This window comes from Nonomuraea sediminis (assembly GCF_018531495.1).
Classification (GTDB): Bacteria; Actinomycetota; Actinomycetes; order Streptosporangiales; family Streptosporangiaceae; genus Nonomuraea; species Nonomuraea sediminis.
The window spans coordinates 314,152-339,438 of sequence record NZ_JAHDTI010000003.1 but is presented as its reverse complement, the minus strand read 5'-3'; the positions used below and the strand labels follow the sequence as shown (position 1 = coordinate 339,438).

Sequence of the window (25,287 nt, the reverse complement as noted above, 5' to 3'; positions counted from 1 at the left end):
AATAAGATTCGGCTCATGGCCTTCTCCGAGATCGAGTACGCCGTGGCAGAGCGTGTCGCCACCCTCACATTGAAGCGTCCAGAGAAGCTCAACGCCTTCACCTTTACCATGCGCAGGGAGTTCATCGAGGCCCTCGACCTGGCCGACGCCGACGACGACGTACGCGCCGTGGTCGTCACGGGAGCGGGCCGCGCGTTCTGCGCAGGGGCCGACCTGAGCGGAGGCGGCGGGACCTTCCAGCGCCGCGAACAGGACGAGACGGTCGACGGCCATCCCCGCGACGGCGGCGGCACGGTCGCGCTGCGCATCGCCCGCTCGCTCAAGCCGGTCATCGGCGCGATCAACGGCCCCGCCGTCGGCGTGGGCCTGACGCTGACGCTCCCGATGGACGTACGGCTGGCCGCCGACACCGCCCGCTTCGGCCTCGTCTTCGCCCGCCGCGGCATCGTCACCGAGGCGGCCTCAAGCTGGTTCCTGCCCAGGATCGTGGGCATCGCCCAGGCCATGGAGTGGGCCGCCACCGGCAGGGTCTTCGACGCCGAGGAGGCGCTCGCCGGCCGGCTGGTGTCCCGGGTCTACCCGGGCGGGGAACTGCTGCCCGCCGCCTACGCCCTGGCGCGCGAGATCGCCGACAACACCTCGCCCGTCGCGGTGGCCGCCATCCGGAGGCTGATGTGGTCGGGGCTGTCCTCACCCTCGCCGTGGGACGCCCACGCCGCCGACTCGCGGCTGATGGCCGAGCTGGGCGCCGCGCCCGACGCCGTCGAGGGCGTCACGTCGTTCCTGGAGAAGCGGCAGGCCGACTTCCCGATGAGGATCAGCGCCGATCTTCCTGGCGGTTTGCCCGATTGGCCCTATCGTGATGGCCATGTATGAGAGCACCGTGCTGCAGTTGCCCCCGGACTACGAGGGCGAGGTCGTCGCCACGCTGGTGTCCAGACGCGCCGGCTCCTCCGGTTCCTCCAGGGCGGTGCTGTACCTGCACGGGTTCACCGACTACTTCTTCCAGGACCACCTGGCCGAGCACTACCTCGAGCGCGGCATCGACTTCTACGCGCTCGACCTGCGCAAGTACGGCAGGTCGCTGCTGCCGCACCAGACCAGGGGCATGGTCAGGAGCATCACCGAGTACTTCCCCGAGATCGACGAGGCCGTCCGCGTCATCCGCGAGGACCACGACTCGGTGACGATCAACGCCCACTCCACCGGCGGGCTCGTCGCCGCGCTGTGGGCCGACCGGGTCCGCGGCAAGGGGCTGGTGCAGGGCCTCGCGCTCAACAGCCCCTTCCTCGACCTGAACGTGCCCACGCCGTTGCGCCTGGCCGCCGACCTGCTCAAGACGCCGCTGTCGTACTCTTCGCGCGCCCTGCCGGTCGGCATCAGCACTGCCTACGGCGACAGCCTGCACCGCTCCCGGCACGGCGAGTGGGACTACGACCTGGAGCTCAAGCCGCTCGGCGGCTTCTCCGTGCACGCCACCTGGCTGGCCGCGATCCGCAGGGCGCAGCGGCGCCTGCACGCGGGGCTGTCCGTCGACGTGCCCGTGCTCGTGATGGCCTCGACCAAGGGGATGCGCGTGAAGGACTTCGTGCCCGAGGTGCAGTCGGCCGACATCGTGCTCGATCCCCATCAGATCGCCCGCTGGGCCACCGCCATCGGCCCGCACGTCACCTGCGTCCGCATCACCGACGCCGTGCACGACGTGGTGCTGTCGTCCGGGCCCGCCCGCAAGCAGGCCTTCACCGAACTGGACCGCTGGCTGAACGCTTATGTCTACCAGGGGAACGAGAACAGGCCGTAGTAGGCGGCGACCACGAGCAGCAGCCCGGTGCCGCCCAGCACGCCGGCGATCGCCACGTGCTGGCCGCGCCCGGGCAGCATGCCCTCCCGCAGCGCCGCGACGACGGCCGCCACCGCCGTCACCTCCTGGATCAGCATCAGTACGGCCAGCACGCGCACGACCAGCCATCCGGCCAGCACGGCGGGCCAGGCGCCCGCCTGGTTGACCGCGAACAGCACCAGCAGCGTGATGAAGGCCACCACGGAGGCCAGCAGCCCGAGCCCGGTCCACGCCATCCGCCTCAGCCTGCGCCTGATCGGCGGCCACAGCACCGCGTTCGTCTCCGAGCGCGACTGGCCCCTGCCGCGCAGCCGTACCACCATCGCCGCGACCGGGCCGGCCACGTAGCCGACGGCGGTCAGGCAGATCGTCAGCCCGAGCATCGTGCCGCCGGCGTACCAGGGCGCCTTGGGCACGTCGCTGGCCTCGAAGCGCTGCACCGGCGTCGCGCCCGCCATGTGCACGGCCGGACGCGCCGTGCCGGGCAGGCCGGTCACCCAGTTCGTCAGCGTCTCCAGGTAGCCGTGGGTGAACGGGCCGCCGCTGACGCGCATCGCGTGGTCGCCGTCGCCCATGAAGCGGATCGTGTACTGGTCGTTGCCGGCCTTGCGCATCGCCTGCGTCAACGCCTGCGTGGACTCCACGAACGGGATCGACGGGTCGTTGGTGCCGTAGAAGGCCAGGACCGGTTGCTTGATGCGGCTCAGCGCGGGCATCGCGTCGTACCGCAGGAAGTTGAAGCCCACCGCGCCCATCGCCCTGGTCAGCAGGTCGCGCGCGCCGATCGGGGCGCGCAGCCTGAGCAGCTGCTCGTTCAGCGCCCAGGCGACCTCGCGCAGCGGCGAGACGTTGGAGGAGGACACCAGCACCACGAAGCCGACGGCGTTGCTCTTGGCCGCCGCGATCGGTACGACCCAGCCGCCCTCGCTCACCCCCCAGATCCCGGTGCGCGCGGGATCCACGTCCGGCCTGGTGCGCAGGTACTCCACCATCCGCAGCGCGTCGTCGGCCAGCAGGCCGAAGTCCCGGTCGCGGAAGTTGTAGCCGACCGTGCGCTTGTCGAAGGCCAGCGTGACCACGCCCGCCCTGGCCATGAACTCCGCCTGCGGCGTGAACTCCGTCCGCGACCCGTTGCCCGACCCCGACACGAACACCATCGCCGGGTGCCTGCCAGGCGTGACCGGGATCCGGACCGTTCCCTCCAGGCGCTGGCCCTCGGCGGGGAGCGAGATCTCCTCCTGGCGGTAGGTGCCCTGCTGGACCACCGGCCGCGTCTCCGCCGCCGACTGCGCGGGGATGGACCTGAACGCCTGGTCGACCTGGAGCGCGGGCGGGTCGAACGCGGGTGGGAGAACGTAGCCGACGGACGCCAGCGCCACCAGCACCAAGCCGGCGGCGACGCTCAAGGTGCGACGGCTGGTGCGCATCGGCCTCCCGTCTGCGTTGGTCTGCCCGCCGATCTTTCAGCCTACTCCCGGTCCGTGTGGCGCGGGGGACCGCATTTGTCGGTGGGACCTGTTAGCTTCCTGCGACATGCGGATCCTGCACACGTCCGACTGGCACCTCGGCCGGTCGTTCCATCGGGAGAGCCTGCTCGACGCCCAGGCCGCCTTCGTCGACCACCTCGTCGGCACGGTCCACGCCGAGCGGGTCGACGTGGTCGCCATCGCCGGCGACGTCTACGACCGGGCGCTGCCGCCGGTCGACGCGGTCTCCCTGCTGCAGGACGCGCTGCGCCGCATCGTGGGCGCCGGCGCCAAGGTGGTGCTGATCAGCGGCAACCACGACTCCGCCCGCCGGCTCGGCTTCGGCGCCGACCTGCTCGACGCCGCCGGGGTCTACCTGCGCACCGAGCCCTCCCGCGCCTGGGACCCCATCGTCCTCGACGACGTCGCCTTCTACGGCATCCCCTACCTCGAGCCCGAGCTGGTGCGTGCCCCCTGGGAGCTCTCCGAGCGCACCCACAGCGCCGCGCTCGGCCACGCCATGTCCCGCATCCGCCTCGACGCCGTACGGCACCGCCGCAGCGTCGTGCTGGCACACGCCTTCGTCACCGGGGGTGAGGCCAGCGACAGTGAGCGCGACATCAGCGTCGGAGGCGTCGCCCACGTTCCCCTGTCGGCCTTCGACGGCGTGGACTACGCCGCCCTGGGCCATCTCCACGGCCGCCAGCGCATGTCCGGCACGGTGCGCTACTCCGGGTCCCCTCTGGCCTACTCCTTCTCGGAGGCCGGTCAGGTCAAGGGGTGCTGGCTGGTCACGCTGTCCTCCGAGCGGGCGCGGCTTCCCCGCGCGCCCGCCGGGACAGAACAGGACGCCCTCTTCGGCGCGGCCGAGGCCCTTACTGACGTCGCCGCGGGCGGCCCGCCGTACCAGGAGGGTGAAGGTCTTCACGGCGGCGGCGAGCGGTCGCGGGGCGGGATCCCGGAGGTGGAGGTCGTGCGGGCGCCGGGTGGGGCGGTCACCGTGGAGTTCGTGGCCGCGCCCGTGCCGCGACCGATCGGGCGGCTGCGGGGCACGATCGACGACCTGCTGACCCTGCCCAGCTACGAGACGTACGAGGACCACTGGCTGCAGGTCACGCTGACCGACCCGGTCCGGCCCAAGTCGGCGATGGACCGGCTGCGTGCCCGCTTCCCGCACACGCTGGCGCTCTCGTTCGAGCCCTCAGGGCCGCAGGCCAAGGTCGAGCAGGTCAGGCTCAGCGGGCGGCCCGAGGCGGAGGTGGCACTGGATTTCGTCAGGGAGGTGCGCGGCGAGCCTGCCGCACCTGACGAGGAAGACCTGCTAAGACAGGCGATCGAGGCGTCGAGGGTGAAGGAGACGATGGCGTAGATGCGGCCGCACCGGCTCTCGCTGACGGCGTTCGGGTCCTTCCCGGGCTCGGAAACGGTCGACTTCGACTCGCTGGCGGAGGCCGGACTCTTCCTCATCCACGGTCCGACGGGCGCGGGCAAGACCACGATCCTCGACGCACTCTGCTTCGCCCTCTACGGCCAGGTGCCCGGCCAGCGCAACAGTGCCCGCACGCTGCGCTGCGACCACGCTCCCGCGGGCACGGGGCCGTCGGTGACCCTGGAGGTCACCATCCGCGGCCGTCTGTTCCGCATCCGGCGCTCGCCCGCCTGGCAGCGCCCCAAGCTGCGCGGCTCGGGGTTCACCGAGGAGAAGGCCAAGGTCATCGTCGAGGAACGCCTCGGCGACACCTGGCACGGCCTCACCACCCGGGCCGACGAGGCGGGCGACCTCATCGGCGGGCTGCTCGGCATGAACGCCGACCAGTTCTGCCAGGTGGCGATGCTGCCGCAGGGCGACTTCGCCAAGTTCCTGCGCGCGGACGGCGACGACCGCCGCAAACTCCTGGAACGCCTCTTCACCGTCAAAGCCTTCACCCAGGCGGAGACGTGGCTGGCGGAGCACCGCAAACAGACCTGGCGCGACCACCAGACCCTCAGGCAGGAGGTCGACTACGCCCTCCAACGCCTCCAAGAAGCCGCCGGCCCCCACACGATCCCCGACGATCCCGCCACCCCGGACATGCACGACCACCCGTCGTCTTCCGTCGCGGGTGACCACGGTGCGGCTCCGTCCTGGACCGCCACGTCCGGGCCTCCCTCGTCCCTGAGCCCTGCCGCCGCGGATGTGCGACCGCCGGCAGCAAGCCCCGCCATGGGTGGTCCCGCCTCCACCGCTGATCCCACGCTCTTCGAAGCGCGCGACTATGACCACCGCGTCTCCGGCCCCGGGGACCTCCGGGCGGAAGGCTCCGAGCCCGCTGCTGCGGTCGTGGTGGTTCCGGATGTCGAGGTGGATCCGCTGGGGTGGGCGGGGTGGCTCGCCGCCAGGGTGGAGGGCGTCGTCGCGCGTACGAGCGAGCGCTTCTCGGCGGGGGAGCTCGCGCTGCGGGCCGTCAGGACCCGCTACGAGCAGGCCGCGGCGCTGGCCGAACGGCAACGCCGCCACGCTGAGGCGCTCACCCTGCGCCGTACCCTCGACGAACGCGCCGACGAGCGGGCCGACCTCGAGGCGATCCTCGACGAGGCCACGAGGGCGGACCGCGTACTCCCGCTGATCAACGCCGCGAACCACCGGGCCGAGACCTACGCCAAGGCCCGCACCCTGGCCACCGACGCGGTGGCCCGGGCCCGCCCTCTCCTACCTGCCCGAGACGCCGGGGCTTCCCGGACCGCCGAGGGTGAGGCCCTGCGGGCCGCCCATGCCGGGCGTGCGGCCGTGCGGGGGTTCGAGGCGGGGCTGGTGGAGCGGCTGGCGGGGATGGAGCGCGACAGGCAGGGCGAGGTGGCGCGGCTGTCCGAGCTGCTGACCGAGGAGGCCCGGCTGTCGGTGGTCCGTCGCGACCTGGGCAGGGTCGAGGAGGAGCTCACCGGGCTCGTCGCCCAGGAGGCCACGGTGACGCGGCGGCTGGCCGTACTGCCTGAGCTGGTCGAGGCCGCCGACGGTGAGCTCGCCCAGGCGCGGGTGGACGCGGCGCGGATCCCCGCGGCCGAGTCGTTGCTGGAGGCCGCGGCGGACCTGGTCCGGGTCGAGGAGGAGCTGGTACGGCTGGCCGCGACGGCGGCCGGGCTGGAGGAGCGCGAGGCAGGCGTGGCCGCGGCGGCGGCCGAGCTGCCCGATCGGCTGGCCGGGGCGCGGGATCGCCTGGCCGCTACGCGGGACGAGGCGGCGGCCATCCCGTCCGTGGCGGCGACTCTCGACGGCGCGCACGTCATTCTCGACGCGGTACGGCGCCGCGACGCCCTCACCGCCGAGCTGGCGACCGCGAGGCACGCGCACACGGAGCTCGTCGACCGAGCCCAGGCGCTCCGCGAACGCTGGCTCGACCTGCGCCAGGCCCGCATCGACGGCATGGCCGCCGAGCTGGCGCGAGGACTGGCCGACGGGGAGCCGTGCGCCGTGTGCGGTTCGCCCGACCACCCGCACCTGGCAGCGCCCGCTCCCAGCACCCCGTCGCCCGAGGACGAGCAGTCCGCCGAGCGTTCCCACGAGGCGGCGGTCGCGGAACGCGAGTCGGGCGAACGCCACCTGGCCACACTGGAATCCCGCCTGGCCACCACCCGGGAGACCCTCGCATCGCCCCCGATCACCGTGACAACCCTCCTGGGCTCCCGCCCGCTCGCCATCACGGAGCCCCGCGAGCCGGGATCGTCCCTCGACGTGCAGTTCTCTGAGCTGGGATCGCCCCTCGACGGGCAGTCCCCTGAGCCGGGGCCGACGCTTGAAGCGGAGTCCCATGCGCAGGGCGGCTCGGTGGGCGCGGCCGGGCTCCAGGAGACGGATGCGGCCGGTGCGCGGCTGGAGGTGTTGGGGGCGCGGTTGGCGGCCGTGGTGCGGGCCGGGGGAGAGGTTTCCCAGGAGGCCGTCGAGGAGTTGGTGTGGGCGGCTGAGGAGGAGCTTCGGCGGTTGCGGGTGGTGGCCGAGCGGGAGCGGGCGTTGAGCGCCGAGGTCGACCGGGTCGAGGCGGAGTGGCAGCGGGTGGCGGATCTGGGTCGCGAGGTCGCCGAGGCCATGGCGGCGACGCGTACGCATCAGGAGCACCTGCGGTCGGAGCGGTCGCGTCTCGTCGGGCGCCTGCGTCCTCTGCTTGCCACCACGGATGGCGACGGCACCACGGATGGCGACGGCACCACGGATGGCGACGGCACCACCGTGCTGGGGGTGGCCGAGCGGGAGGTGGCCGGGCTGCGGGAGTCGGCGGGCCGGGAGGCCGGGCTCGCCGCGGAGGTCGGGCGGCTGACGCGGGAGCGGGCTGCGCTGGAGGAGGGGCTGCGGCGCGTCACCGCGCGGCTGGCCGCCGGCCGTACCAGGCAGGAGGAGCTGAGCGGGGACGTCGGGAGGCTGACGGCGCGGCTCGACAGCGCGCGCGGTGACGACCGGACGCTGGCCGCTCGGCTGTCGAGGCTGACCGACGAGGCCGAGCTGCTGCGGGAGGCGCTGGAGGCGGTCCGGGCCGCCGAGCAGGCGGAAAGCGAGCACGAGAAGGCGCAGCAGGCCGCACGGCAGGCCGCCGAGGAGGCGGGTTTCGACGACCCGAGGGACGCCCAGGCGGCCGCGCGTCCAAGAGCTGAGCGGGAGCGGAAGGCCGAGCTGCTGCGCAGCCTCGACGCGCAGCACGCCGCCGTCACCGCGACGCTCGAGGATCCCGAGCTGACGGCGGCAGCCGAGCAGCCCAGAGCGGACCTGGCGGGACTCGAGGCCGAACGCGACCGGGCCGAGCAGGAGCACACCGCCCTGGCCTCGGAACGGGACCAGGCCGAGTCGAGGCTGCGCCGCCTGCGCCAGCTGACGGAGGAACTCCAGGCGTGCCTGGCACGGTGGGAGCCCGCCGCCGAGCGCCACCGCCTGGCCGAGCGGATGGCGGCGCTGGCCAGCGGCACCTCCACCGACAACCAGTGGAGCATGAGCCTGTCGTCGTTCGTGCTGGGCGAGCGGCTGCGCCAGGTCGTGGACGCCGCCAACGACCGGCTCGACCACATGTCCGCCGGCCGCTACCTGCTCCAGCACGACCTGCGCAAGACCGCGGGCGCCCGCGGCCGTTCGGGAGGCGGGCTCGGGCTGCGGATCTCCGACGGGTGGACCGGGGTCGACCGCGACCCGGCCACGCTGTCGGGCGGCGAGTCGTTCATCACCTCGCTGGCGCTGGCCCTGGGCCTGGCCGACGTGGTCACCGCCGAGGCGGGCGGCGCCGAGCTCGGCACGCTCTTCGTCGACGAGGGCTTCGGCACGCTCGACGAGGACACCCTGGACGGCGTCCTGGACATCCTCGACGGGCTGCGCGACGGCGGCCGGGCGGTCGGCATCGTCAGCCACGTCGCGGAGCTGCGCAGCAGGATCACCGCCCAGCTGAGGGTGACCAAGACCCGGACGGGCTCCACGATCACGTGAACACCAGGATCGCGGTGGCCGGCCTGGTCGGCACGGCTATCGAGTTCTACGACTTCTACATCTACGGCACGGCCGCCGCGCTGGTGCTCAACACCGCGTTCTTCCCCCAGCTCGACCCGCTGGCGGGACGGCTCGCGGCGTTCTCCACGTTCGCGGTGGCGTTCGTCTCCAGGCCGCTCGGGTCGGCGGTGTTCGGACACTGGGGCGACCGGATCGGCCGCAAGTCCATGCTGGTGGCCTCGCTGCTGGTGATGGGCCTGTCGACGGTCGCGATCGGGCTGCTGCCCGGGTACGCGGCCATCGGCGTGGCCGCGCCGGTACTGCTGGTGCTGCTCCGGTTCACCCAGGGCTTCGGCCTGGGCGGGGAGTGGGGCGGCGCCGCGCTGCTGGCCACCGAGCACGCGCCGCCGGGCAGGCGCGGCAGGTACGCCATGTTCCCGCAGCTCGGCCCCCCGGTCGGGTTCATCGCGGCCAACGGGCTGTTCCTGATCCTGGGCGCGACGCTCACCGACCGGCAGTTCGCCGGGTGGGGCTGGCGGCTGCCGTTCGTGGCCAGCCTGCTGCTGGTGCTCATCGGCCTGTACGTCAGGCTGCGGATCTCCGAGACGCCGGTCTTCCAGGCCGCCATGGACCAGCGCCGCATCGCCCGGGTCCCGTTCGCCGGACTGATGCGCCACCAGCGGCGCCGTGTCCTGCTCGGCGCGGGCGCGATGACCGTCACCTACACGCTCTTCTACACGGCCACGACCTACTGCCTGTCGTACGGCACGGCCACGCTGAAGATCCCGAAGACCACGATGCTCGGCCTGACCATGATCGGCGTGCTCTTCATGGCCGCGGGCATCGTGGTCTCCGCCCTGGTCTCCGACCGCCTCGGCAGGCGGCGGGTGCTCCTGACCGGGACGGCGGTCGCGATCGCGTGGGGCCTGGTGATGTTCCCGCTGATGGAGACCAGGTCGACGGTCCTGGTCGGGCTGTCGCTGGCGGTCGCGCTCGCGCTGATGGGCCTGATCTTCGGCCCGATGGGCGCCTACCTGCCCGAGCTGTTCAGGACCGAGTACCGCTACACCGGCGCCTCGGTGGCCTACAGCCTCGGCGGCGTGCTCGGCGGCGCGGTGCCGCCGCTGGTCGCCACCTGGCTGCAGGCCACCGCCCTGGGAGTGTTCTCCGTCGGGATCTACGTCTCGGCGATGGCGGTGCTGAGCCTGCTGTGCCTGCTCGCCCTCCCCGAGACCGCCGAGGAGAACCTCCAGAGCTTCAGGTACGGCGCTGCCGTACCGCCAGAGTGATCACGATCGCGACGGCGGTGAAGACGGCCGTGGCCGTGACGGCGGCGCTGATGCCCTGGGCCAGGGCGGCCGTGCCGCGCAGCGTGGTGTGCGCGGTGACCGAGCCGAACACCGTGACCAGGATCGCCAGGCCCAGCGACCCGCCGGTCTGCTGGAATGCCTGCATCAGCCCCGAGGCGGCCCCCGCCTCGCTCGGCGCCACCCCGGACAGGATGATCGACGTCAGCGGCATGAACGTGAACCCGGCGCCGAACCCGAACAGGAACATCGGCCCGAGGATCCCGCCGATATAGGAGGTGCCGGTGTCCACCTGGGTGAGCCAGGCCAGGCCGACCGTGATCACCGCGATGCCGCCGAGCGCGACGGGCTTGGGGGCGTACCTGCTCATCAGCCGCGGCGCCAGTTGCGAGGCGACGAGCAGCGCCCCGGCCAGCGGCAGGAACGCCAGGCCCGTGGCCAGCGAGCCGTAGCCGAGCACGTCCTCCAGGTACTGGCCCATGAAGAAGAACATGCTGATGCCCGCGGCCGGGACGAGCAGCATGTTGACGTAGGCCCCCAGCCGGCCGGGGTCCGCCAGCAGCCGCAGCGGCATGACAGGCTGCTCGGCCCTGGTCTCCACCCAGCCGAACACGGCCAGCAGCACCACCCCGGCCGCGAAGGCGCCCAGCGCCTGCCCGTCGGACCAGCCGGCCGAGGAGACCCTGATGAGCCCGTACACGAGCGAGGTCATGCCGAGCGTGGAGGTCAGCGCGCCCGGCAGGTCGAACCGGCCGGGATGCCGCTCGCTCTCCCGCACGAAACGCGGGGTCAGCAGCATGACGGCCACGCCGATGGGCACGTTGATGAACATCACCCACCGCCACGACGCCGAGTCGGTGAGCACGCCGCCCAGGGTCAGCCCGATCGCCGAGCCTCCGCTGGTCACGGCGGTCAGTACGGCCAGAGCCCGGTTGCGGGGCTCTCCCTCGGCGAAGTTGCCGGTGATCAACGCCAGGGTGCCCGGCCCGCTGAGCGCGGCGCCCACACCCTGCACGACCCGCGCGGCCAGCAGTATCCCGGCCGTCGGGGCCAGCCCGCCGACCAGCGAGGCGAGGGTGAACAGGGTGATCCCGGCGACGAAGACCCGGCGGCGGCCGAGGATGTCGCCGGCGCGCCCGCCCAGCACCAGCAATCCGCCGAAGGCCAGGATGTAGGTGTTGATCACCCACGACAGGTCGGTACGGGACATGTGGAGCTCCGCGCCGATGCGGGGGAGCGCGATATTGACGATCGTTCCATCGATCATGAGCATGAGCTGCGAGGTAACCAGGACACCGAGGGTCGCCCAGGACCGCTCGGATGTCCGGACAGTCGTCTGCATGGCAGTCCAGAGATAGAGTCGAGACAGTAAGTGGAGGCCTCCTCCGGTGAATATACGGAGGGTGCCTCCGGTTTGCAAGGGAGGTCACTCATGCGTGCCGACGCCCGGCGCAATTACCTGCGGCTGGTGGAGGTGGCGAGCCAGGCGTTCCACCGCGATGGGACCGAGGCGTCGCTGGAGGACATCGCCAGGACGGCCGGGGTCGGCATCGGCACCCTCTACCGGCACTTCCCGACCCGGCGGGCGCTCGTGCAGGCCGTACTCGACCAGGGGCAGCAGGACCTGGAGGCGCGGGCGCGCGAGCTGCGGGAGACGGTCGCGCCGGAGGAGGCGCTGCTCGCGTGGGTGCGCGGGTGGATCCACCACACCGCGCGGTACCGGGGGCTGGCGCGCGAGTACCTGGTCGGCATCCAAGGTGGCAGCGACGAGCTCAAGGACTCCTGCGAGTCGCTCCGGACGATGGGCCACGACCTGCTCGAACGGGCGCAGGACGCGGGGGCGTTCAGGGCGGACATGACCGTCGACGACCTGATCAAGCTGGTCAGCGCGGTCTCCTGGATCGCCGAGTGCAGTCCCGACAGCGAGGTCGACGTGGACCGGCTCCTGGAGCTCGCCCTCGACGGGCTTCGTGTGAGGTAGATCACTGTCACGAATGCCGGGTCTGTTCCGTCCTTGTGGTGAAGAACCCGAAAGGAGACGGGACCATGAGGAAGCACATCCTGATCGTCGGTGGCGGATATGTCGGCATGTACACCGCGCTGGGGCTGCGCAAGCTCATCCGTTCAGGCGAGGTGAGCGTCACCGTGGTCGACCCCCGCGGCTACATGACCTACCAGCCATTCCTTGCCGAGGCCGTGGGCGGCGCGATCGAACCGCGCCACGTGGTCGCCCCGCTCAGCCGGGTGCTCAAGGGTGTCCAGGTGCTGGCCGGGCGGGTGACGCGGATCGACCACAACGAGCGGGTGGCCGAGTTCCAGCCGGTGCAGGGGCCCGCGCGGACCCTGGCCTACGACATCGTGGTGATGGCGGCGGGCTCGATCCTCCGTGCGCTGCCGATTCCCGGCCTGGCCGAGCACGCGGTGGGCTTCAAGACCGTGGGCGAGGCCGTCCACCTGCGCAACCACGTGCTCGGACAGCTCGCGGCGGCGGCCTCGACCGACGACCCGGACGTCCGCCGCAGGGCGCTGACGTTCGTCGTGGTCGGCGGCGGGTTCTCGGGCGTCGAGGCGCTGGCCGAGATGCAGGGCCTGGCCGACGACGCGCTGCGCTACCACCCGTCGATCGCGCGCGACGAGCTCGGCTGGACGCTGGTGGAGGCCACCGGCCGGATCCTGCCCGAGCTCCACGAGGACCTCGGCGCCTGGACCGCCAAGGCCCTCACCAAGCGCGGCGTCGCTGTGCGCCTCAACAGCCGGCTCGTCTCGGCCGAAGAGGGCAGGGCCACGCTCGACGACGGCACCGTCATCGACGCGGGGACCCTGGTCTGGGCTGCGGGCGGGCGGCCCAACCCGCTCAACGCGGCCAGCGGCCTGCCCCTCGACCGCGTCGGGCGGATCAAGGCCACCGAGTACCTGACCGTGGAGGGCGTCGCCGACGCCTTCGCGGCCGGCGACGGCGCGGCCGTGCCCGACCTGACCAGGCCGGGCGAGTTCACCGCGCCCAACGCCCAGCACGCGGTGCGGCAGGCCAAGCTGCTCAGCCGCAACCTCGCCGCCTACGTCCGCGGCCGCGCGCTCAAGCCCTACCGGCACGCCTACCTCGGCTCGGTCGCCGGGCTCGGCCACCACCAGGGCGTCGCCCAGGTCTACCGCCTCAAGCTCACGGGGGTCCTCGGCTGGCTGGCGCACCGGGCCTACCACCTGGCCTGGGTGCCCACCTTCAACCACAAGGCCCGCGTCCTGGCGGACTGGACCCTGTCGATGCTCTTCCGTCGCGACCTGGTCCAGCTCACCGCCATCGAACACCCCGCCGACGACTTCCAGGCCTCGTTCCCGACCAGATCAGGCCAGGACTTCGCCGCATAAGCCACCTGCACGGCGAGTCACCTCGTTGCGCAGGGCTCCTGTACGGCGGGCCGCCGCAACCGCCACCCGCCGTACGGGGCCGGGCTCTGTCCAGGGAGACGCCACGCCAGCAGGACGTGGCCGGCCGCCGTTACGCCCCTCCGGCACCGTGGCACCCCGGCCCCGGTTCCCCGCCGTACAGGGCGCCGACTACCACCGCACCACATCTCGCCGACCCGGCGCCTGACACGGCCCGCGGGTGCCCGCGTCCCGGACCCGCGCCCGCCGGGTGCCCGCGTCCCGGACCCGCGCCCGCCGGGTGCCCGCGCCCCCGGACCTACGCCCGCCGGGTGCCCGCGCCCCCGGACCTACGCCCGCCGGGTGCCCGCGCCCCCGGACCTACGCCCGCCGGGTGCCCGCGCCCCCGGACCTACGCCCGCCGGGTGCCCGGTGGTGGCGGCTCGCCGTACAAGGGACGTTCGGAGGTGTGGGTCAGTCTGCGAGGCCGGGGAAGAGGAGGGATAGTTTGCGGGGATATGTTGCGATAAGGGTGAGTTCGTCGTCGGTGAGGGGGCGGCCGGTCATCGCGTTGCAGAGTTGGACGACGCGGAAGGCCAGGTCCTCGTCCACCACCTGTAGCCCGAGACCGTCCATGACGTGGCGGAAGCCGGCCTTGCCGCCGTACTCGCCGGTCAGGACGACGCGGCCCGCCCGCGCGTGCCAGTCCTCGGGGAAGGGCCCGAGCGTGGCCTCGTCGTAGAGCTCGTAGTTGCCGTGGTCCTTGAGCGCGCCGTCGGCATGGATGCCCGACTCGTGGGCGAAGGCGTTGCGGCCGACCCCGACCTGGTTGTACGGCAGCGGCTGCCCGAAGGCGTAGGCCGCCCACAGGGCGAAGCGCCTGGCCCAGGTCAGGTCGAGGGCGTCACCGATCGTGGCGTTCAGCCCGAAGCCGTGCTCGAAGGCGAGGATCGTCGACAGCAGGTCCGCGTTGCCGGAACGCTCGCCGATCCCGTTGACGCAGGTGTTGATCCAGGCGTCCTGCCCGGCGTCCAGGTCGCCGAGCGCGCCCGAGATCGAGTTGGCCACCGCCAGGCCGAGGTCGTTGTGGCAGTGGGTCTCGACCGGCATCGCCGTGGCCGAGGCCAGCTTGGCGAAGCGCTCGCGGATCCGGTCGGGCGTGTCGCCGCCGATCGTGTCGCAGTAACGCACCCGGTCGGCCCCGGCCTCCTTGGCCGCCAGCGCGAACTCGAGCAGGAACCCGTCGTCGGTGCGCGAGCCGTCCTCGGCGTTCACGCCGATCGTCTCGGCGCCGGCCGCCTTGGCCGCTCCGATGGCCGCCGTCATCTCCCTGATGATCGCCTGCCGGTCCAGCCGGCCCTTGAACTTGTTCTGGATCATGTAGTCGGACGTCGAGATCGACAGGTTGTAGTGCTTGAGGCCGAGCGGCGCGGCCTGCTCCACGTCCTGCGCCACCCCGCGGCACCAGCCCGACAGGCGCAGGTCGCCGAACGCGCCCGCCTCCTGCAGCGCCACCTGTGCCCGCACGTAGGGGACCTCGTGGAAGAGGAAGGGGAAGCCGATCTCCGACTGCGCCACGCCGAGCTTGGCCAGATAGAAGTTGACCATGGTCTTGCCGAACTTCGACAGGCCGGTGCGCGCGGTCTGCACGCCGTCCCGGTTGGTCACGTCGAGGAAGTGAACTTGAGGCATGCCTTCACGTTGACATGCTCATTCAATATGTATCAATATTGATTTTCGTCAACATGGGAGGCTGGGTGTGGAGTGGATCGACGCCGCGAGCGCGGCTGAGCGGCTCGGCGTGAAGCCCGCGACGCTGTACGCGTACGTGAGCAGGGGCGTGCTCAAGCGCCGCCACAGCGAGGACGGGCGGCGCAGCCTGTTCGATGCCGCCGAGATCGAGCGCCTGGCCCGGCGCGGCCGTCCCCGCGGGCAGCCGCCCGAGCTGGTCATCGAGTCCGCGATCACCGCGCTCGGCGTCGACCGGCAGTACTACCGCGGCCTGGACGCGATCGACCTGGCCCGCACCGGCACGTTCGAGTCGACGGCCGAGTGGCTGTGGTCCGCGCCCGCCGGGGAGTGGGCGAGCGATCCCGCGGCCCTCGACGCCGCGGTGACCGCGCAGCGCGGGCTGTCCGATGATCTGCTGCCGCTCGACCGGCTGCAGGTGATCACGACCGTGCTCGGCGCGTCCGACTCCCTGCGCTACCAGCTCGACCAGGAGTCGGTGGCCGCCACCGGCCGCCGGCTGATCTCGGGGCTGGTCGACGCCCTGCCCGCCCTCGGGGCCGGCGATCCCGGATCACTGGCCGGGCGGCTGTGGGGCAAGGTCTGCCCGGACCCGCCCACCCCGGCGCTGCTCCACGCGCTCCAGTCCGCGATGATCCTGCTGGCCGACCACGAGCTTGCCGCCTCCACGCTGGCCGCCCGCGTCGCCGCCTCCGCCAAGGCCGACCCGTACGCGGTGGTGCTCACCGGGCTCGGCGTGCTCGGCGGCCCGCTGCACGGCGGCGCGTCCTACGGCGCCGAGCGCCTGCTGGCCGAGGTGGCCGAGCCCGGCCAGGCGGCGCGCGCGGTCGGCGACCGCGTCCGCAGGGGAGAGCGCATCCCCGGATTCGGCCACAGCATCTACAAGAACGGCGACGCCCGCGGCTCCCTCCTGCTCGACCTGGTCGAGGCCGCCGCGCCCGGCCACGAACGGCTCGCCGCGGCGCGCGCCGTACTGGTGGAGATGCGCAGGCGGCGGCTGCCCGAGCACAACATCGACCTGGCGCTGGCCACGCTCGGCGCGGTGGCCGGCATGATCCCCGGCGCGGGTGAGGCGATCTTCGCGGTGTCCAGGACGGCGGGCTGGCTGGCGCACGCGATGGAGGAGTACGCCAAGGGGTCCCTGCTGCGCCTGCGCGCGGCCTACACCGGGCCGCCGCACGCCTAGGAATCGAGCTTCAGTAGCCGCGCGTTCTGCGCGAGGCCGGGCGCATGCGGCGGGCCAGGCCGCGGCCGCGCAGCGCGCGCAGCACCTCGGCGCCCAGGATCACGCCCGCGCCGATGGCCAGCGCGATCGACAGCGCCTCCACCAGGTCGAGCGCGCCCTTCGACAGCTCGCCCAGGCTCATCTCCAGCATCCCCCGGTACAACACCGAGCCGGGCAGCAGCGGGCCGATCGCCGGGATCACGAACACCATCGCCGGCACCCGCACCAGCCGCGCGTAGGCGGTGCCGAGCAGCCCGACCACCGCCGCCGCGAGCGTCGTCGCCATGATCGACGGGAACCCGTTCCTGGCCAGCAGCACGAACGTCACCCAGATCACCGCGCCGCCCAGCGCGCCTCCCACCAGGTGCCGGGGCGGCACCAGCAGCGCCACCGCGAACGTCAGGCTCACCCCCAGCGCCCCGAGCAGCTGCGGCGCGGCCAGCGACAGCGGAGCCACCGGCACCACGTCCACCCTGATCGGCACCCCGAGCAGCACCGCGATCGACAGCATCGTGCCGATCCCCGAGATCACCGCCGCCACGATGAAGAGCACCTCGGTGAACCTGCCGGTGGCCGTGACGTACTCGCCGGCGATGCCGTCCTGCACGCACGCCACCAGTGGCCTTCCCGGCAGCAGCGCGATCACCGCGCCCACCACCACGGCCGAGGCCTGCACCGGCACCCGCTGCCAGATCAGCAGCACCGCGATCAGAGTGCCGCAACTGGCGGCCACCGCGAGCTGGAAGAACTCCGCCACGCCGCGCCTGGCCAGCCACGCGCCCAGCCGGTCGCCCATGATGGTCGCCACGAACGCCGAGGCCGCCACGATCGGCCCGCCGCCGATCAGCACCGCCGCCGACGCCGCGATCAGCGCCACCGACGTGACCACCGCCCAGCCCGGGTAGACGCGCGGCCGGCGGCCCACCTCGCGCAGCCGGTCGTGCGTGTCGGCCAGCGGCAGCTGCTGCGCCACGATCTCGCGCACCAGCTCGTGCACCGCGATCAGCCGGTCGTAGTCCGGCTGCCGCCTGCGCACCCGCCGCTCGGCCGTGGTCGCCGGCCTGCCGTCCTCCGGGACGTGCGACAGCGTGATCGCCGACAGGTTCACGTCGGCCTCGACCTGGCGCAGGCCGTACGTCTGCAGGATCCTGCGCATCGCGCCCGAGACGTTCTCCGTCGCCTCGCCGCTGCCCAGCAGCAGCTCGCCGACGTGCAACGCGAGGGCCATGGCGCGATGCGCATCCGCCTCAGAGGCTGCGTAGGTCATCGGAAGGACGATTTCCGGTCGTTATCAGGGCAAACGCCGCTTGATTAAGAATTGGGGCTCCTGTCCACGTACTTCGCGAGCGCCCGGACGCGTTCGGCGTGCTGGTCGTGCCCGATGATCACCGGCGGCTCGTTGTACGGCATGGCGTCCGACGACCGCCTGAGCTTGACGTACTGGCCGCAGGCGTCGATCGCGTACGGCTCCATGTCGTCCTGGAGCGCCCCGATCACGGTGATGCCGTAGGTCTCGCCGATCCTGCGGAACAGCGCGACCGCCTCGCGGCGGTGCTCCTTGCCGAGGTTGCGGCCCAGCTCGTCGAGCACCAGGCACAGGTGGCCGCCGCCGCTGGAGGCGATGGCCGCCGCGCACACCAGCTTGACCGCCTTCTCGTCCATGAGCGCGGTGTTGGCCCGCCGGTTGTAGGGGACGAACCCCTGGCCCTCGCCGCGCCGCCACTTCGGCGTGACCCGCCACTGCCAGCGCTGCTCGGGATCGGCGGGCGCCGGCGGCACCGGGAACTCCAGCGTCGCGCCGTAGCCGCCGTAGGAGGTGTCGAGCTTCTCGAACTCCTCCGCCACCCTGGCCAGCCTGGCCTTGATCGCGGCCGTGAGCGCGGCCCTGTGCACCGCCGTCGACTGGGCCGCCTCCTCGGCGCCCTTGGTGGCCGCGGCCAGGTCGCGCTGCCTGCTGGTGATCTGCGCCTCGATCTGGCGGCGCTGGTGCCGCTCGTACTCCTCCTGCCCGCGCAGGTAGGAGGCCAGCGAACCGCACACGGCGGCGAACGTCGCCTGCTCCCTGGCCGCGCTGCCGCCCCGATCCTCCAGCAGGAACGCCAGCTCCTCGGGGACCTCGGCGTCCTCCTCGGGGAAGCTGTCCCTGAAGGACTGGTCCAGGTGCCGCTCGGCCACGCGCCACCACTCGTCGGCGCTCCTCGGCTGCTCCTCCTCGGCCAGCGCGGCGAGCCACTCCCGCGCGGTCTCGATCGTGCCGCCCCAGTCGGCCCTGAGCGCGTCGAGCTTGAGCGACTCCCGCTCGGACTCCGCCTTGGCCTCCAGGTCGTGGGCCTGCGTGCGCTCCTGCTCGTGCCGGTGCCTGCGGCCCTCCAGCCTTTCGATCTCCATGTCCCTGGTGCGGGCGCGGAAGTCCAGCTGGGTGGTCTGCCGCTCGGCCTCGGCCACGCTCGGCACCAGCTCCTCCAGCGCTGCGGTCAGCTCCGCCAGCCTGGCCCGCCGCTCCTTCAGCCGCTCCTGCAGCTCGGCGAGCTGCACCCCGGCCTTGGCGCCCTCCAGCCTCCGCTGCGCCTCCGCGACCGCTTCCTCGCTCTCGTGTACGGCTTGCGCGGCGCTCTCCTGCGTGTCCCTGGCCCGGTTGAGCCGGTGCTCGGCGGCCTTGATCCGCGCCTCCCGCCCGGTCGCGACGCCGTCGAACGCGCCCACCACGGACACGCCCGCCGAGCTGACCAGCACCGAACCCGGCAGGTCCGCGAGGGCTCGCGCGGCCTCGTCCAGGTGGGCGGCATCCACGATCACGGCGTGCTCGTTCGGCCACCCCCGCAGCCCCTCGAGCCCCAGCCCACCGCTGCCCCCGGCCTCGTGCGCCCGGGTCGCGTCCCGCCCGGCTTCCTGTTCGTGGGTCGTGTCCCGCCCGGCTTCCTGTTTGTGGGTCGTGTCGCGGTTCTGGGTCGTGGTGGGTCCGGCCGAGTGGGCGTAGTCGCGGGCCTGTTCTGCTACGTCGAGGGCGTCCAGCAGGCCCGTCGCCGCGACGCCCGCGGCGGATAGGGCGTTGAGCTGGGCCGCCGCCGGACCGCCCTCCGCGTCGTCTAGCGCGGCCTGGGCCGAGGCCACCTCCTGGTCGGCCACGCCCAGCGCCTTGAACGCCTCGTTCATCCGCCGCCGCGCCTCGCCCAGCTCCCGCTCGGCCGTGGGCACGTCGCGCCCGTCGGCGAACCGCCGCGACTCCTCCAGCGCGGGGATCCGGCCGCGCAGCTCGTCGGCCGAGTTCTCCGCCACCGCCCGGTCGGCGTCCAGCTTGGCCGCCTTGGCCTGCAGCGCCGCCAGCTCCCTGCGCGCGTCGGACGCCCGCCTGTCGAGCGTGTCGTCCTTCAGCGTGGCGATCTCCGCCTTGACCATCGCCACGGCTTCGGCGGCCGTCTCGCCCGCCTTCCCGTGCTTGGCCGCTTCGGCGGCCAGCGTCTCGTCCTTCGCCGCCGCGTCCGCCAGCTTGCGCGCCTGCCTGCCGCGCCAGCACCGCAACGCGTCGGCCAGCCGGATCCTCGCCTGATCGCGGCGGTCGAACGTGGTCAGCAGCGCCTTCGACTCGACCTCGAACTCGGCCAGCCGCTCGCCCGCCTGCGCGGCCCGCACCCGCCTGGCGTGCTCGTCGCGGCGTGCCTCGCGCTCCTGCTCCAGCTCGGCGTCCAGGCCGGTGAGCGCGGCGATCGCCTCGAAGACACGCTCGGGGGAGATCTCGTTGAGCGGCTGCGACAGCAGGTTCGTGGCGACCTTGCTCCGCACCGACGTCGACAGGAACGACACGCACCTGACGCGGTCGCCGTACAGGACCTTGGTCAGGTCGCGGGCCACCACGTCCCTGCGGCCCGCGGACTTCGGCAGCGCCGTCCAGATGTCGTCCGCCCTGGTCACCCGCTCGGCCTCGGATCCCGCCGCGGCCAGCCGTACACCCTCCTGCCAGCGGATCTCCAGGTGCGGCGCCTCCTGGTTGACGCGCAGCCACACCGTCACGGCGCCGCTCTCGTCGGCGGGGAACAGCTCGTCGTCGCTCTCGGGCACCTCATGGCCGTGCGGGTAGCCGAAGACGCCCACGATGTAGCCGTGGTCGGCGCTGGCCCACTGCCGGGCGCCGGTGCCGCTGGCCAGTTCGGCGTTGAACAGCAGCTCCGACACGGCCTTCGCGCCCGAGGCGAACCGCCACTGCTCGTCGCCCAGCAGGGCGGTGATGGAGGCGATGAACGACGACTTGCCCGCCCCGTTGGAGTCCTTCGGCCCCGCCCCGGCCACCACGATCAGCGTCCCCGGCACGATCGGGACCGGGTGCGTCGACAGCCGCGAAATATTGACCGCCTGCGCGGCGATCAGCACCCGATCCCCGACGACGTTCTCCACCTGAGACACCCCGAAACCCCTCCATCCAAACCACAAACCAACTCAACCCACCGGCCCAACCACCGGCCCCAAGCCCACACCCGCCTGCGGGATCTCCCACGCCAGCGCACGCCCGCCCGCAGGGATCCCGCGCCGCCGCACGCTGCACGCGTTCCCACGCCCGCGCACGCCCGCCCGCAGTGTTCCCGCGCCGCCGCACGCGTTCCCACGCCCGCCACGTCCGCCCGCGCATGCCCGCACGCAGGTTCCCGCGTCTCGCACGCCCGCACCCGGGGTATCCCGCGCCCTCAGCGCCACCGGGGACTCTCGGCGCTTGTGCGCGTGCGGTGCCGCGACCTTGGACGGTCGCCAGCTCCCGAACGCTCGCCCAAGCCGCCGCCCACGCACATCGCAACGCAGACCCGTGCTCCGTCGGTCACCCGCACCGAAGCGCGGGCCCGCGTCACTCGTAGTCCCGCAACTGGCCGTTCGTCCCATCCGAGTACCAAGCGTGTCCACGGGATGCCGAGCCGGTGCGCCGGGCTGGTCGCTTCCTCGGAGCACCCGCACCCGCACCCGCACCCGCCGCGACCCGCACCCGCCCGCGACGCGCGCCCGCCCAGCCGGTCGGCCCTTCGAGCATCGACCCGCCAGTGCCTGACCGGTCGACTCTGCGGCGGGCCTGCGCGGTCCGGGCTTCCGGGGTCCGTGCGGGCGGGCGCCTCCTTCGAGTCGCGGTGCGGTAGGAGCGTGCTCGTGTTTATCCCGAACCCGTCACGGCACCCACCTCACCCGGGGGCGGATCGCCCGCGTTGACTTGTTCGACGGTCTCTGACTGTGCGGGCCGTACGTCTCCTGAGCTTCCGGCGCGAGCCGTACGGCGGGCCGCGGATTCGGAGGACGATCTCTTGGCCCGTACGGCTGCCGCCAGCGGCGTGTGGGGCCCGGCGGCGAGGATGAGCTCCTCCTGCAACCGGCGCCGAGCCGCGGGCGTGAGGCGGTGGAACTGTGGCCCGGGGACGTACCCGCCCGCCTCCTCACCGGCCTTGACCTGCCCGAGCAGCCCGGCGTGCCGCAACGTCCGCAGCGCGCCCTCGAGCTCGCCGATCGGCAGTTGGGTGTGCCGTCGCAGTTCCTCAGCCGCCGTCGGGTGCGGCGACAGCCACGAGTCCTCCGGCAGCATCCCCTCGGCTCGCGGGATCGCCACCGAGTGCACCAGCACCAGCGTCAATACCGCGCGCTCCGCCTCGGAAAGCCCGGGCTCCTGCAGGCGCGCGGTGGACCCGTCGGCGTACCCGGAGATCCACCGCTCGCGATGCTGCACCAGCACGCGCCCGCGCCGCGCCAGCATCTCGCCCAGCGTGTGCCGCAACGCCGGATCCCGCAGCGCCCCGAACCTGGCCTCGGGCACGGGCTCTCCGGCGTACTCGACGGCCATGAACGCCGCCACCAACTCCGCCCGCCGCCGCTCATCAAACCCACTCAGCAAGTCCTCGAAGTCCCCCGAGGCCCCCTCAACCCGCCCACCACTCTCCGACACCACACGCGCCGCAACCCCGACACTCCCACGCCGTGGCCGCCCGGCATTCCCGCTCGTCTCCCGCATGTCATCAGCGTGCTGCGCCTGGACGGTGTCCTCGGTCTGCTCAGCCGCGACAGGCGGTGCTTGCCCGGCATTCCCGCTCGTCTCCGGCGCGACGTCAGCGTGCTGCGCCTGGACGGTGTCTTCGGTCTGCTCTACATCCGTGCGGAGCGTCACGTCAGCGGCCTGGGTCGTGACGGCATCCTCAGCAGGCTGCGGCCCGACATCCCCACGCCGCGCCTGCCCGGCATTCCTTCCCGGCTCCGGGGCGACGTCAGCGTGCTGTGTTTGCGTGGGGTCTTCGGCTTGCTCTGGCGCGGGATCTGCGTGCAGCGCTACGTCGGCGGTCTGGGCCAGGACGACAGCCCCGGGCTGCTCCTGCTCGGTCTGCCCTGCCACGACATTCGCGGCTTGCTCGTGCCCGACGTGTGCTGGCGCCGTGTCACCATGCGGCACTGACCCTGTGTCCTGAGCCTGGGGCAGCACCGTGTGCGCGTGTGATGCCGAGTCGGTGTCCTCGGTCGGTGCAGCGTTGCCGTGTGGTGTGGTGCCGGCATCCTCGGAACGCGTAGGTGCGACGTTCGTGGGGTGTGACGGCAGGGACGACGTGGCTGGTGTCCTCGGTGCGTCGACGGGTGGCTGCTCGGTGGTTGCTTGTTCGCCGGAGGAAGTTTCGGTGGGGAGAGTGGTGATGAGGTCGGTGCGGTCCGGTTCTGGGAGGCGGCGGAGGAGTTCCTTCAGCAGGGCGTACGACTCCACGGGCCAGGTGGCGCAGCGCGGGCCGAGGCGGACGACGCCGTCGGTCATGACGACCCAGGCCGAGTCGTGCAGGCGGCGCAGTGCCCCGATCGCCCAGTTGCGCATGAGGTCGTCGGTGCGTCCGATCAGTGCGCGATATGTGTCGAGCACCTGATCGAGGGGTGCGGGGGAGCCGGGCCACGGGTCGGTGGACAGGTCGGTCCAGCAGCACTTGAGGCACGCGGCCAGCACCCGTCGTGACTCCCCGGCCCGCTCGACCGGCACGGGCGCCACCTGGTACTCCTCCAGCAGCGACGGCGTGACCCCGTCGGGCCACACGGGCACGCCGACCCCGGTGGAGTCGTCATGCGTCAGCCGCGCCATCCCCGCGGGCGCCGACACCCCCGCCCCCAGCCCGATCGGGCCCTCGGCCCGAGCCAGCACGTGAGCGTACGCGGCGTCCACGCCCTCGCGTACGGCATGCGTCCCCTTCACCGAACCCCCTCAACCCAGTACGGCCAGCCGCCCCCACCCCTCCTGGGGCCAACCCCGCGCCCGACATCACCAAGCCCCGCCTCCACCGCACCCCGCGCGACGCAGTCCAGCCCGCCGCCGCACAGCACAGAACAAGGCACGGCACCGCACCGCCCAGAACACGCACCGGCATCGGGCACGACTCGGGTGGCACCACGGCGCGCCGAATGCATGCCGTAGTCGGGCACGGCTCGGGCGGTGCTGTGCAGTGCGGGGCGCGCAAGGTGGTCGGGCACGGCTCGGATGGCGCTGCGGTGCGCGGAATGCGTGAAGTACCCCGGTACGACTCGGGGGGTGCTGCGCCGCGCAGAAAGCGCACCTACGTCGGGCACGGCGTGGGTGGGGCGCGCGGAGGGGCGAAGTTCTGGGGAGGGGGGCGGGGCGTGGTGGTGTGGGGTCATGGGGTGCGCTCCAGGTAGCCGTGGGAGAGCCAGGCGGGCTCGCTGCCGGGGGCGATGGTGAGGGCGTCGGACCAGGTGAGGCGGTAGGGGAGCTCGGGGCGCAGGTCGATCGTGGTGAGGTCGGCGAGGAGGCGGCGGGCGGAGGGCCAGTCGGAGCCGATCACGTCGGCGAGGGCGACCCGCGACCCGGTGCCCAGGGCGGACTCCGCGACCGCGGTGAGGCGCTCGATGGCGGCGTCGCCCGACTGGTCGACGGCGTCGGCGGGACCCGAGTCGGGCAGGGCGGAGCGCGGGGGCGCGGGCTGCGCGGGCGCGGGACGGGGCGCCTCGTCGACGGCCCGGACGATGGCGGCCGGGTCGTGCCAGGGCGCGGGCGCGTCGAAGACGAACCCGTCGAGGACCGCGGCGAGCCGATCCCTGGAGGCCGTCTGGGCGAAGGTGCGCCACGTCTCGGACGGCAGCAGCATCAGGTTGCGGGTCGTGCCCGCCGAGTCGGCCAGGCGCCCGGCGGCGCGGCGGGAGGCGTCACTGTAGGCGTAGATCGCGGCACGCAGATCGGTGCAGACCCGGTCGAGCTCCGGCCACCGGGTCAGGATCGTGGCGTGCAGCCCCTGCGCCCGCCGGGCGATCTCCTCGGTGCCCCACAGCTTGGGCGCCTGCTCGCGCAACTCTTCGATCGTGCCGGACGACAGCGTGATCAGCTCGAGCGCCCACAGCCGGAACGCCCTGGCCAGGTTGACCGCGGAGAGGCGGGCCTCCTCCATGGTGGTGCGCGGGTCGGCGACGTTGAGATCCTCGAGCGCGAGCAACCGGTGCATCTCGGACTGGCCGCCGTCGTCCATCATCCGCCGGATGAACATCAGCCCGACCACGCTGGTGAACGACGCCCGGTAGCGCAGCTGGTTGGGCTTGGGGAAGACCTCCCTGATCGCGCCCAGCCCCTTGAGCACCCGCAGCCGGTTGTCGAACTGGTCGGCCGGGTAGGCGCGGCAGATGAAGCGCATCTGCTCGTGCGTCAGCCACTCCTCGCCCGCCTCCGCGAACGCCGCGAACAGCGTCTCGGCGATGTCGACCAGCACCGGATCGTCGACCACGGCGCCGCTGTCGCGGGCGAGCGCGGCGAACATCCGGCGGTAGGTCGACAGCACCGCCTCGTCGGAGAGCGCCGCGTCCAAGGTCAACGGGTCTTCAGGCACGCGCTCTAAGGTACGGCCTCGCGCCGACAAGAATCGCGAGGTACGGCGGAGCCTCACCACAAACCCGATTCCAACCTTGAG

At 72.8% G+C, this 25,287-nt stretch carries 15 protein-coding genes; 8 read left to right on the top strand and 7 right to left on the bottom strand.

The window, feature by feature from the left end:
* Positions 1–15 precede the first annotated feature (15 nt).
* Both KIK09_RS15645 and KIK09_RS15640 read left to right on the top strand, forming a co-directional pair.
* Complete coding sequence (locus tag KIK09_RS15645; RefSeq protein WP_214319931.1) at positions 16–876, top strand: enoyl-CoA hydratase-related protein; 861 nt, start codon at positions 16–18, stop codon at positions 874–876.
* Positions 869–1,801: an alpha/beta hydrolase gene (locus KIK09_RS15640; protein WP_250573196.1), complete on the top strand. Its 933-nt coding sequence runs from the start codon at positions 869–871 to the stop codon at positions 1,799–1,801. Before KIK09_RS15645 ends, KIK09_RS15640 begins: the two co-directional genes overlap by 8 nt.
* On the opposite strand, the gene KIK09_RS15635 is transcribed toward KIK09_RS15640, so the two are convergent.
* On the bottom strand, positions 1,774–3,267 hold the full coding sequence (locus KIK09_RS15635) for an alpha/beta hydrolase family protein (protein ID WP_214319929.1): 1,494 nt from the start codon (positions 3,265–3,267) through the stop codon (positions 1,774–1,776). The two genes, KIK09_RS15640 and KIK09_RS15635, sit on opposite strands and share 28 nt — an antisense overlap.
* Positions 3,268–3,373: 106 nt before the next feature.
* Here KIK09_RS15635 and KIK09_RS57700 point away from each other — a divergent pair, with 106 nt between their 5' ends.
* Genes KIK09_RS57700 through KIK09_RS15620 form a run of 3 tightly spaced genes read left to right on the top strand, consistent with a single transcriptional unit; the run spans position 3,374 to position 10,032 of the window.
* Positions 3,374–4,675, top strand: a complete 1,302-nt coding sequence (locus KIK09_RS57700) for an exonuclease SbcCD subunit D (protein ID WP_250573195.1) — start codon at positions 3,374–3,376, stop codon at positions 4,673–4,675.
* Positions 4,676–8,743, top strand: a complete 4,068-nt coding sequence (locus KIK09_RS15625) for an AAA family ATPase (protein WP_214319928.1) — start codon at positions 4,676–4,678, stop codon at positions 8,741–8,743.
* Positions 8,740–10,032 carry an MFS transporter gene (locus tag KIK09_RS15620; RefSeq protein ID WP_214319927.1) on the top strand — a complete coding sequence of 431 codons (1,293 nt, stop codon included), beginning with the start codon at positions 8,740–8,742 and terminating at the stop codon, positions 10,030–10,032. The genes KIK09_RS15625 and KIK09_RS15620 overlap by 4 nt, the downstream gene beginning before the upstream one ends.
* Here the strand turns inward: KIK09_RS15620 and KIK09_RS15615 are convergent.
* Positions 10,001–11,323 (bottom strand): MFS transporter, encoded by a 1,323-nt coding sequence (locus tag KIK09_RS15615; RefSeq protein WP_214319926.1) that lies wholly within the window; start codon positions 11,321–11,323, stop codon positions 10,001–10,003. The two genes, KIK09_RS15620 and KIK09_RS15615, sit on opposite strands and share 32 nt — an antisense overlap.
* A 159-nt stretch (positions 11,324–11,482) precedes the next feature.
* On the opposite strand from KIK09_RS15615, the gene KIK09_RS15610 reads away from it, so the two are divergent.
* A complete protein-coding gene (locus KIK09_RS15610) occupies positions 11,483–12,031 on the top strand; it encodes a TetR/AcrR family transcriptional regulator (protein ID WP_214319925.1) in 549 nt (182 codons plus the stop codon).
* 65 nt (positions 12,032–12,096) lie between these two features.
* Positions 12,097–13,416 (top strand): NAD(P)/FAD-dependent oxidoreductase, encoded by a 1,320-nt coding sequence (locus KIK09_RS15605; protein ID WP_214319924.1) that lies wholly within the window; start codon positions 12,097–12,099, stop codon positions 13,414–13,416.
* 471 nt (positions 13,417–13,887) lie between these two features.
* Here KIK09_RS15605 and KIK09_RS15600 read toward each other — a convergent pair whose 3' ends face one another.
* Complete coding sequence (locus tag KIK09_RS15600; RefSeq protein ID WP_214319923.1) at positions 13,888–15,105, bottom strand: LeuA family protein; 1,218 nt, start codon at positions 15,103–15,105, stop codon at positions 13,888–13,890.
* 67 nt (positions 15,106–15,172) lie between these two features.
* Here KIK09_RS15600 and KIK09_RS15595 point away from each other — a divergent pair, with 67 nt between their 5' ends.
* Positions 15,173–16,348, top strand: coding sequence for a citrate synthase (locus KIK09_RS15595; protein ID WP_214319922.1), 1,176 nt, complete (start codon positions 15,173–15,175; stop codon positions 16,346–16,348).
* Positions 16,349–16,358: 10 nt separating this feature from the next.
* Here the strand turns inward: KIK09_RS15595 and KIK09_RS15590 are convergent, their stop codons facing one another.
* The 4 genes from KIK09_RS15590 to KIK09_RS15570 form a co-directional block, all read right to left on the bottom strand.
* Positions 16,359–17,654 carry a threonine/serine exporter family protein gene (locus tag KIK09_RS15590; protein WP_214319921.1) on the bottom strand — a complete coding sequence of 432 codons (1,296 nt, stop codon included), beginning with the start codon at positions 17,652–17,654 and terminating at the stop codon, positions 16,359–16,361.
* Between the two features lie 44 nt (positions 17,655–17,698).
* Entirely contained in the window at positions 17,699–20,776 is a 3,078-nt protein-coding gene (locus KIK09_RS15585) for a chromosome partitioning protein ParA (protein WP_308164115.1), read from the bottom strand.
* Positions 20,777–21,515: 739 nt separating this feature from the next.
* Positions 21,516–23,570 (bottom strand): hypothetical protein, encoded by a 2,055-nt coding sequence (locus KIK09_RS57695; RefSeq protein ID WP_250573193.1) that lies wholly within the window; start codon positions 23,568–23,570, stop codon positions 21,516–21,518.
* Positions 23,571–24,006: 436 nt separating this feature from the next.
* Positions 24,007–25,206, bottom strand: coding sequence for a hypothetical protein (locus KIK09_RS15570; protein WP_214319919.1), 1,200 nt, complete (start codon positions 25,204–25,206; stop codon positions 24,007–24,009).
* Positions 25,207–25,287: the final 81 nt, after the last annotated feature.

Coding starts and splice junctions, on each gene's coding strand:
- KIK09_RS15645 (WP_214319931.1), top strand. CDS start 16: ATGGCCTTCTCCGAGATCGAGTACGCCGTGGCAGAGCGTGTCGCCACC.
- KIK09_RS15625 (WP_214319928.1), top strand. CDS start 4,676: ATGCGGCCGCACCGGCTCTCGCTGACGGCGTTCGGGTCCTTCCCGGGC.
- KIK09_RS15615 (WP_214319926.1), bottom strand. CDS start 11,323: ATGCTCATGATCGATGGAACGATCGTCAATATCGCGCTCCCCCGCATC.
- KIK09_RS15600 (WP_214319923.1), bottom strand. CDS start 15,105: ATGCCTCAAGTTCACTTCCTCGACGTGACCAACCGGGACGGCGTGCAG.
- KIK09_RS15640 (WP_250573196.1), top strand. CDS start 869: ATGTATGAGAGCACCGTGCTGCAGTTGCCCCCGGACTACGAGGGCGAG.
- KIK09_RS15635 (WP_214319929.1), bottom strand. CDS start 3,267: ATGCGCACCAGCCGTCGCACCTTGAGCGTCGCCGCCGGCTTGGTGCTG.
- KIK09_RS15610 (WP_214319925.1), top strand. CDS start 11,483: ATGCGTGCCGACGCCCGGCGCAATTACCTGCGGCTGGTGGAGGTGGCG.
- KIK09_RS15590 (WP_214319921.1), bottom strand. CDS start 17,654: ATGACCTACGCAGCCTCTGAGGCGGATGCGCATCGCGCCATGGCCCTC.
- KIK09_RS15605 (WP_214319924.1), top strand. CDS start 12,097: ATGAGGAAGCACATCCTGATCGTCGGTGGCGGATATGTCGGCATGTAC.
- KIK09_RS57700 (WP_250573195.1), top strand. CDS start 3,374: ATGCGGATCCTGCACACGTCCGACTGGCACCTCGGCCGGTCGTTCCAT.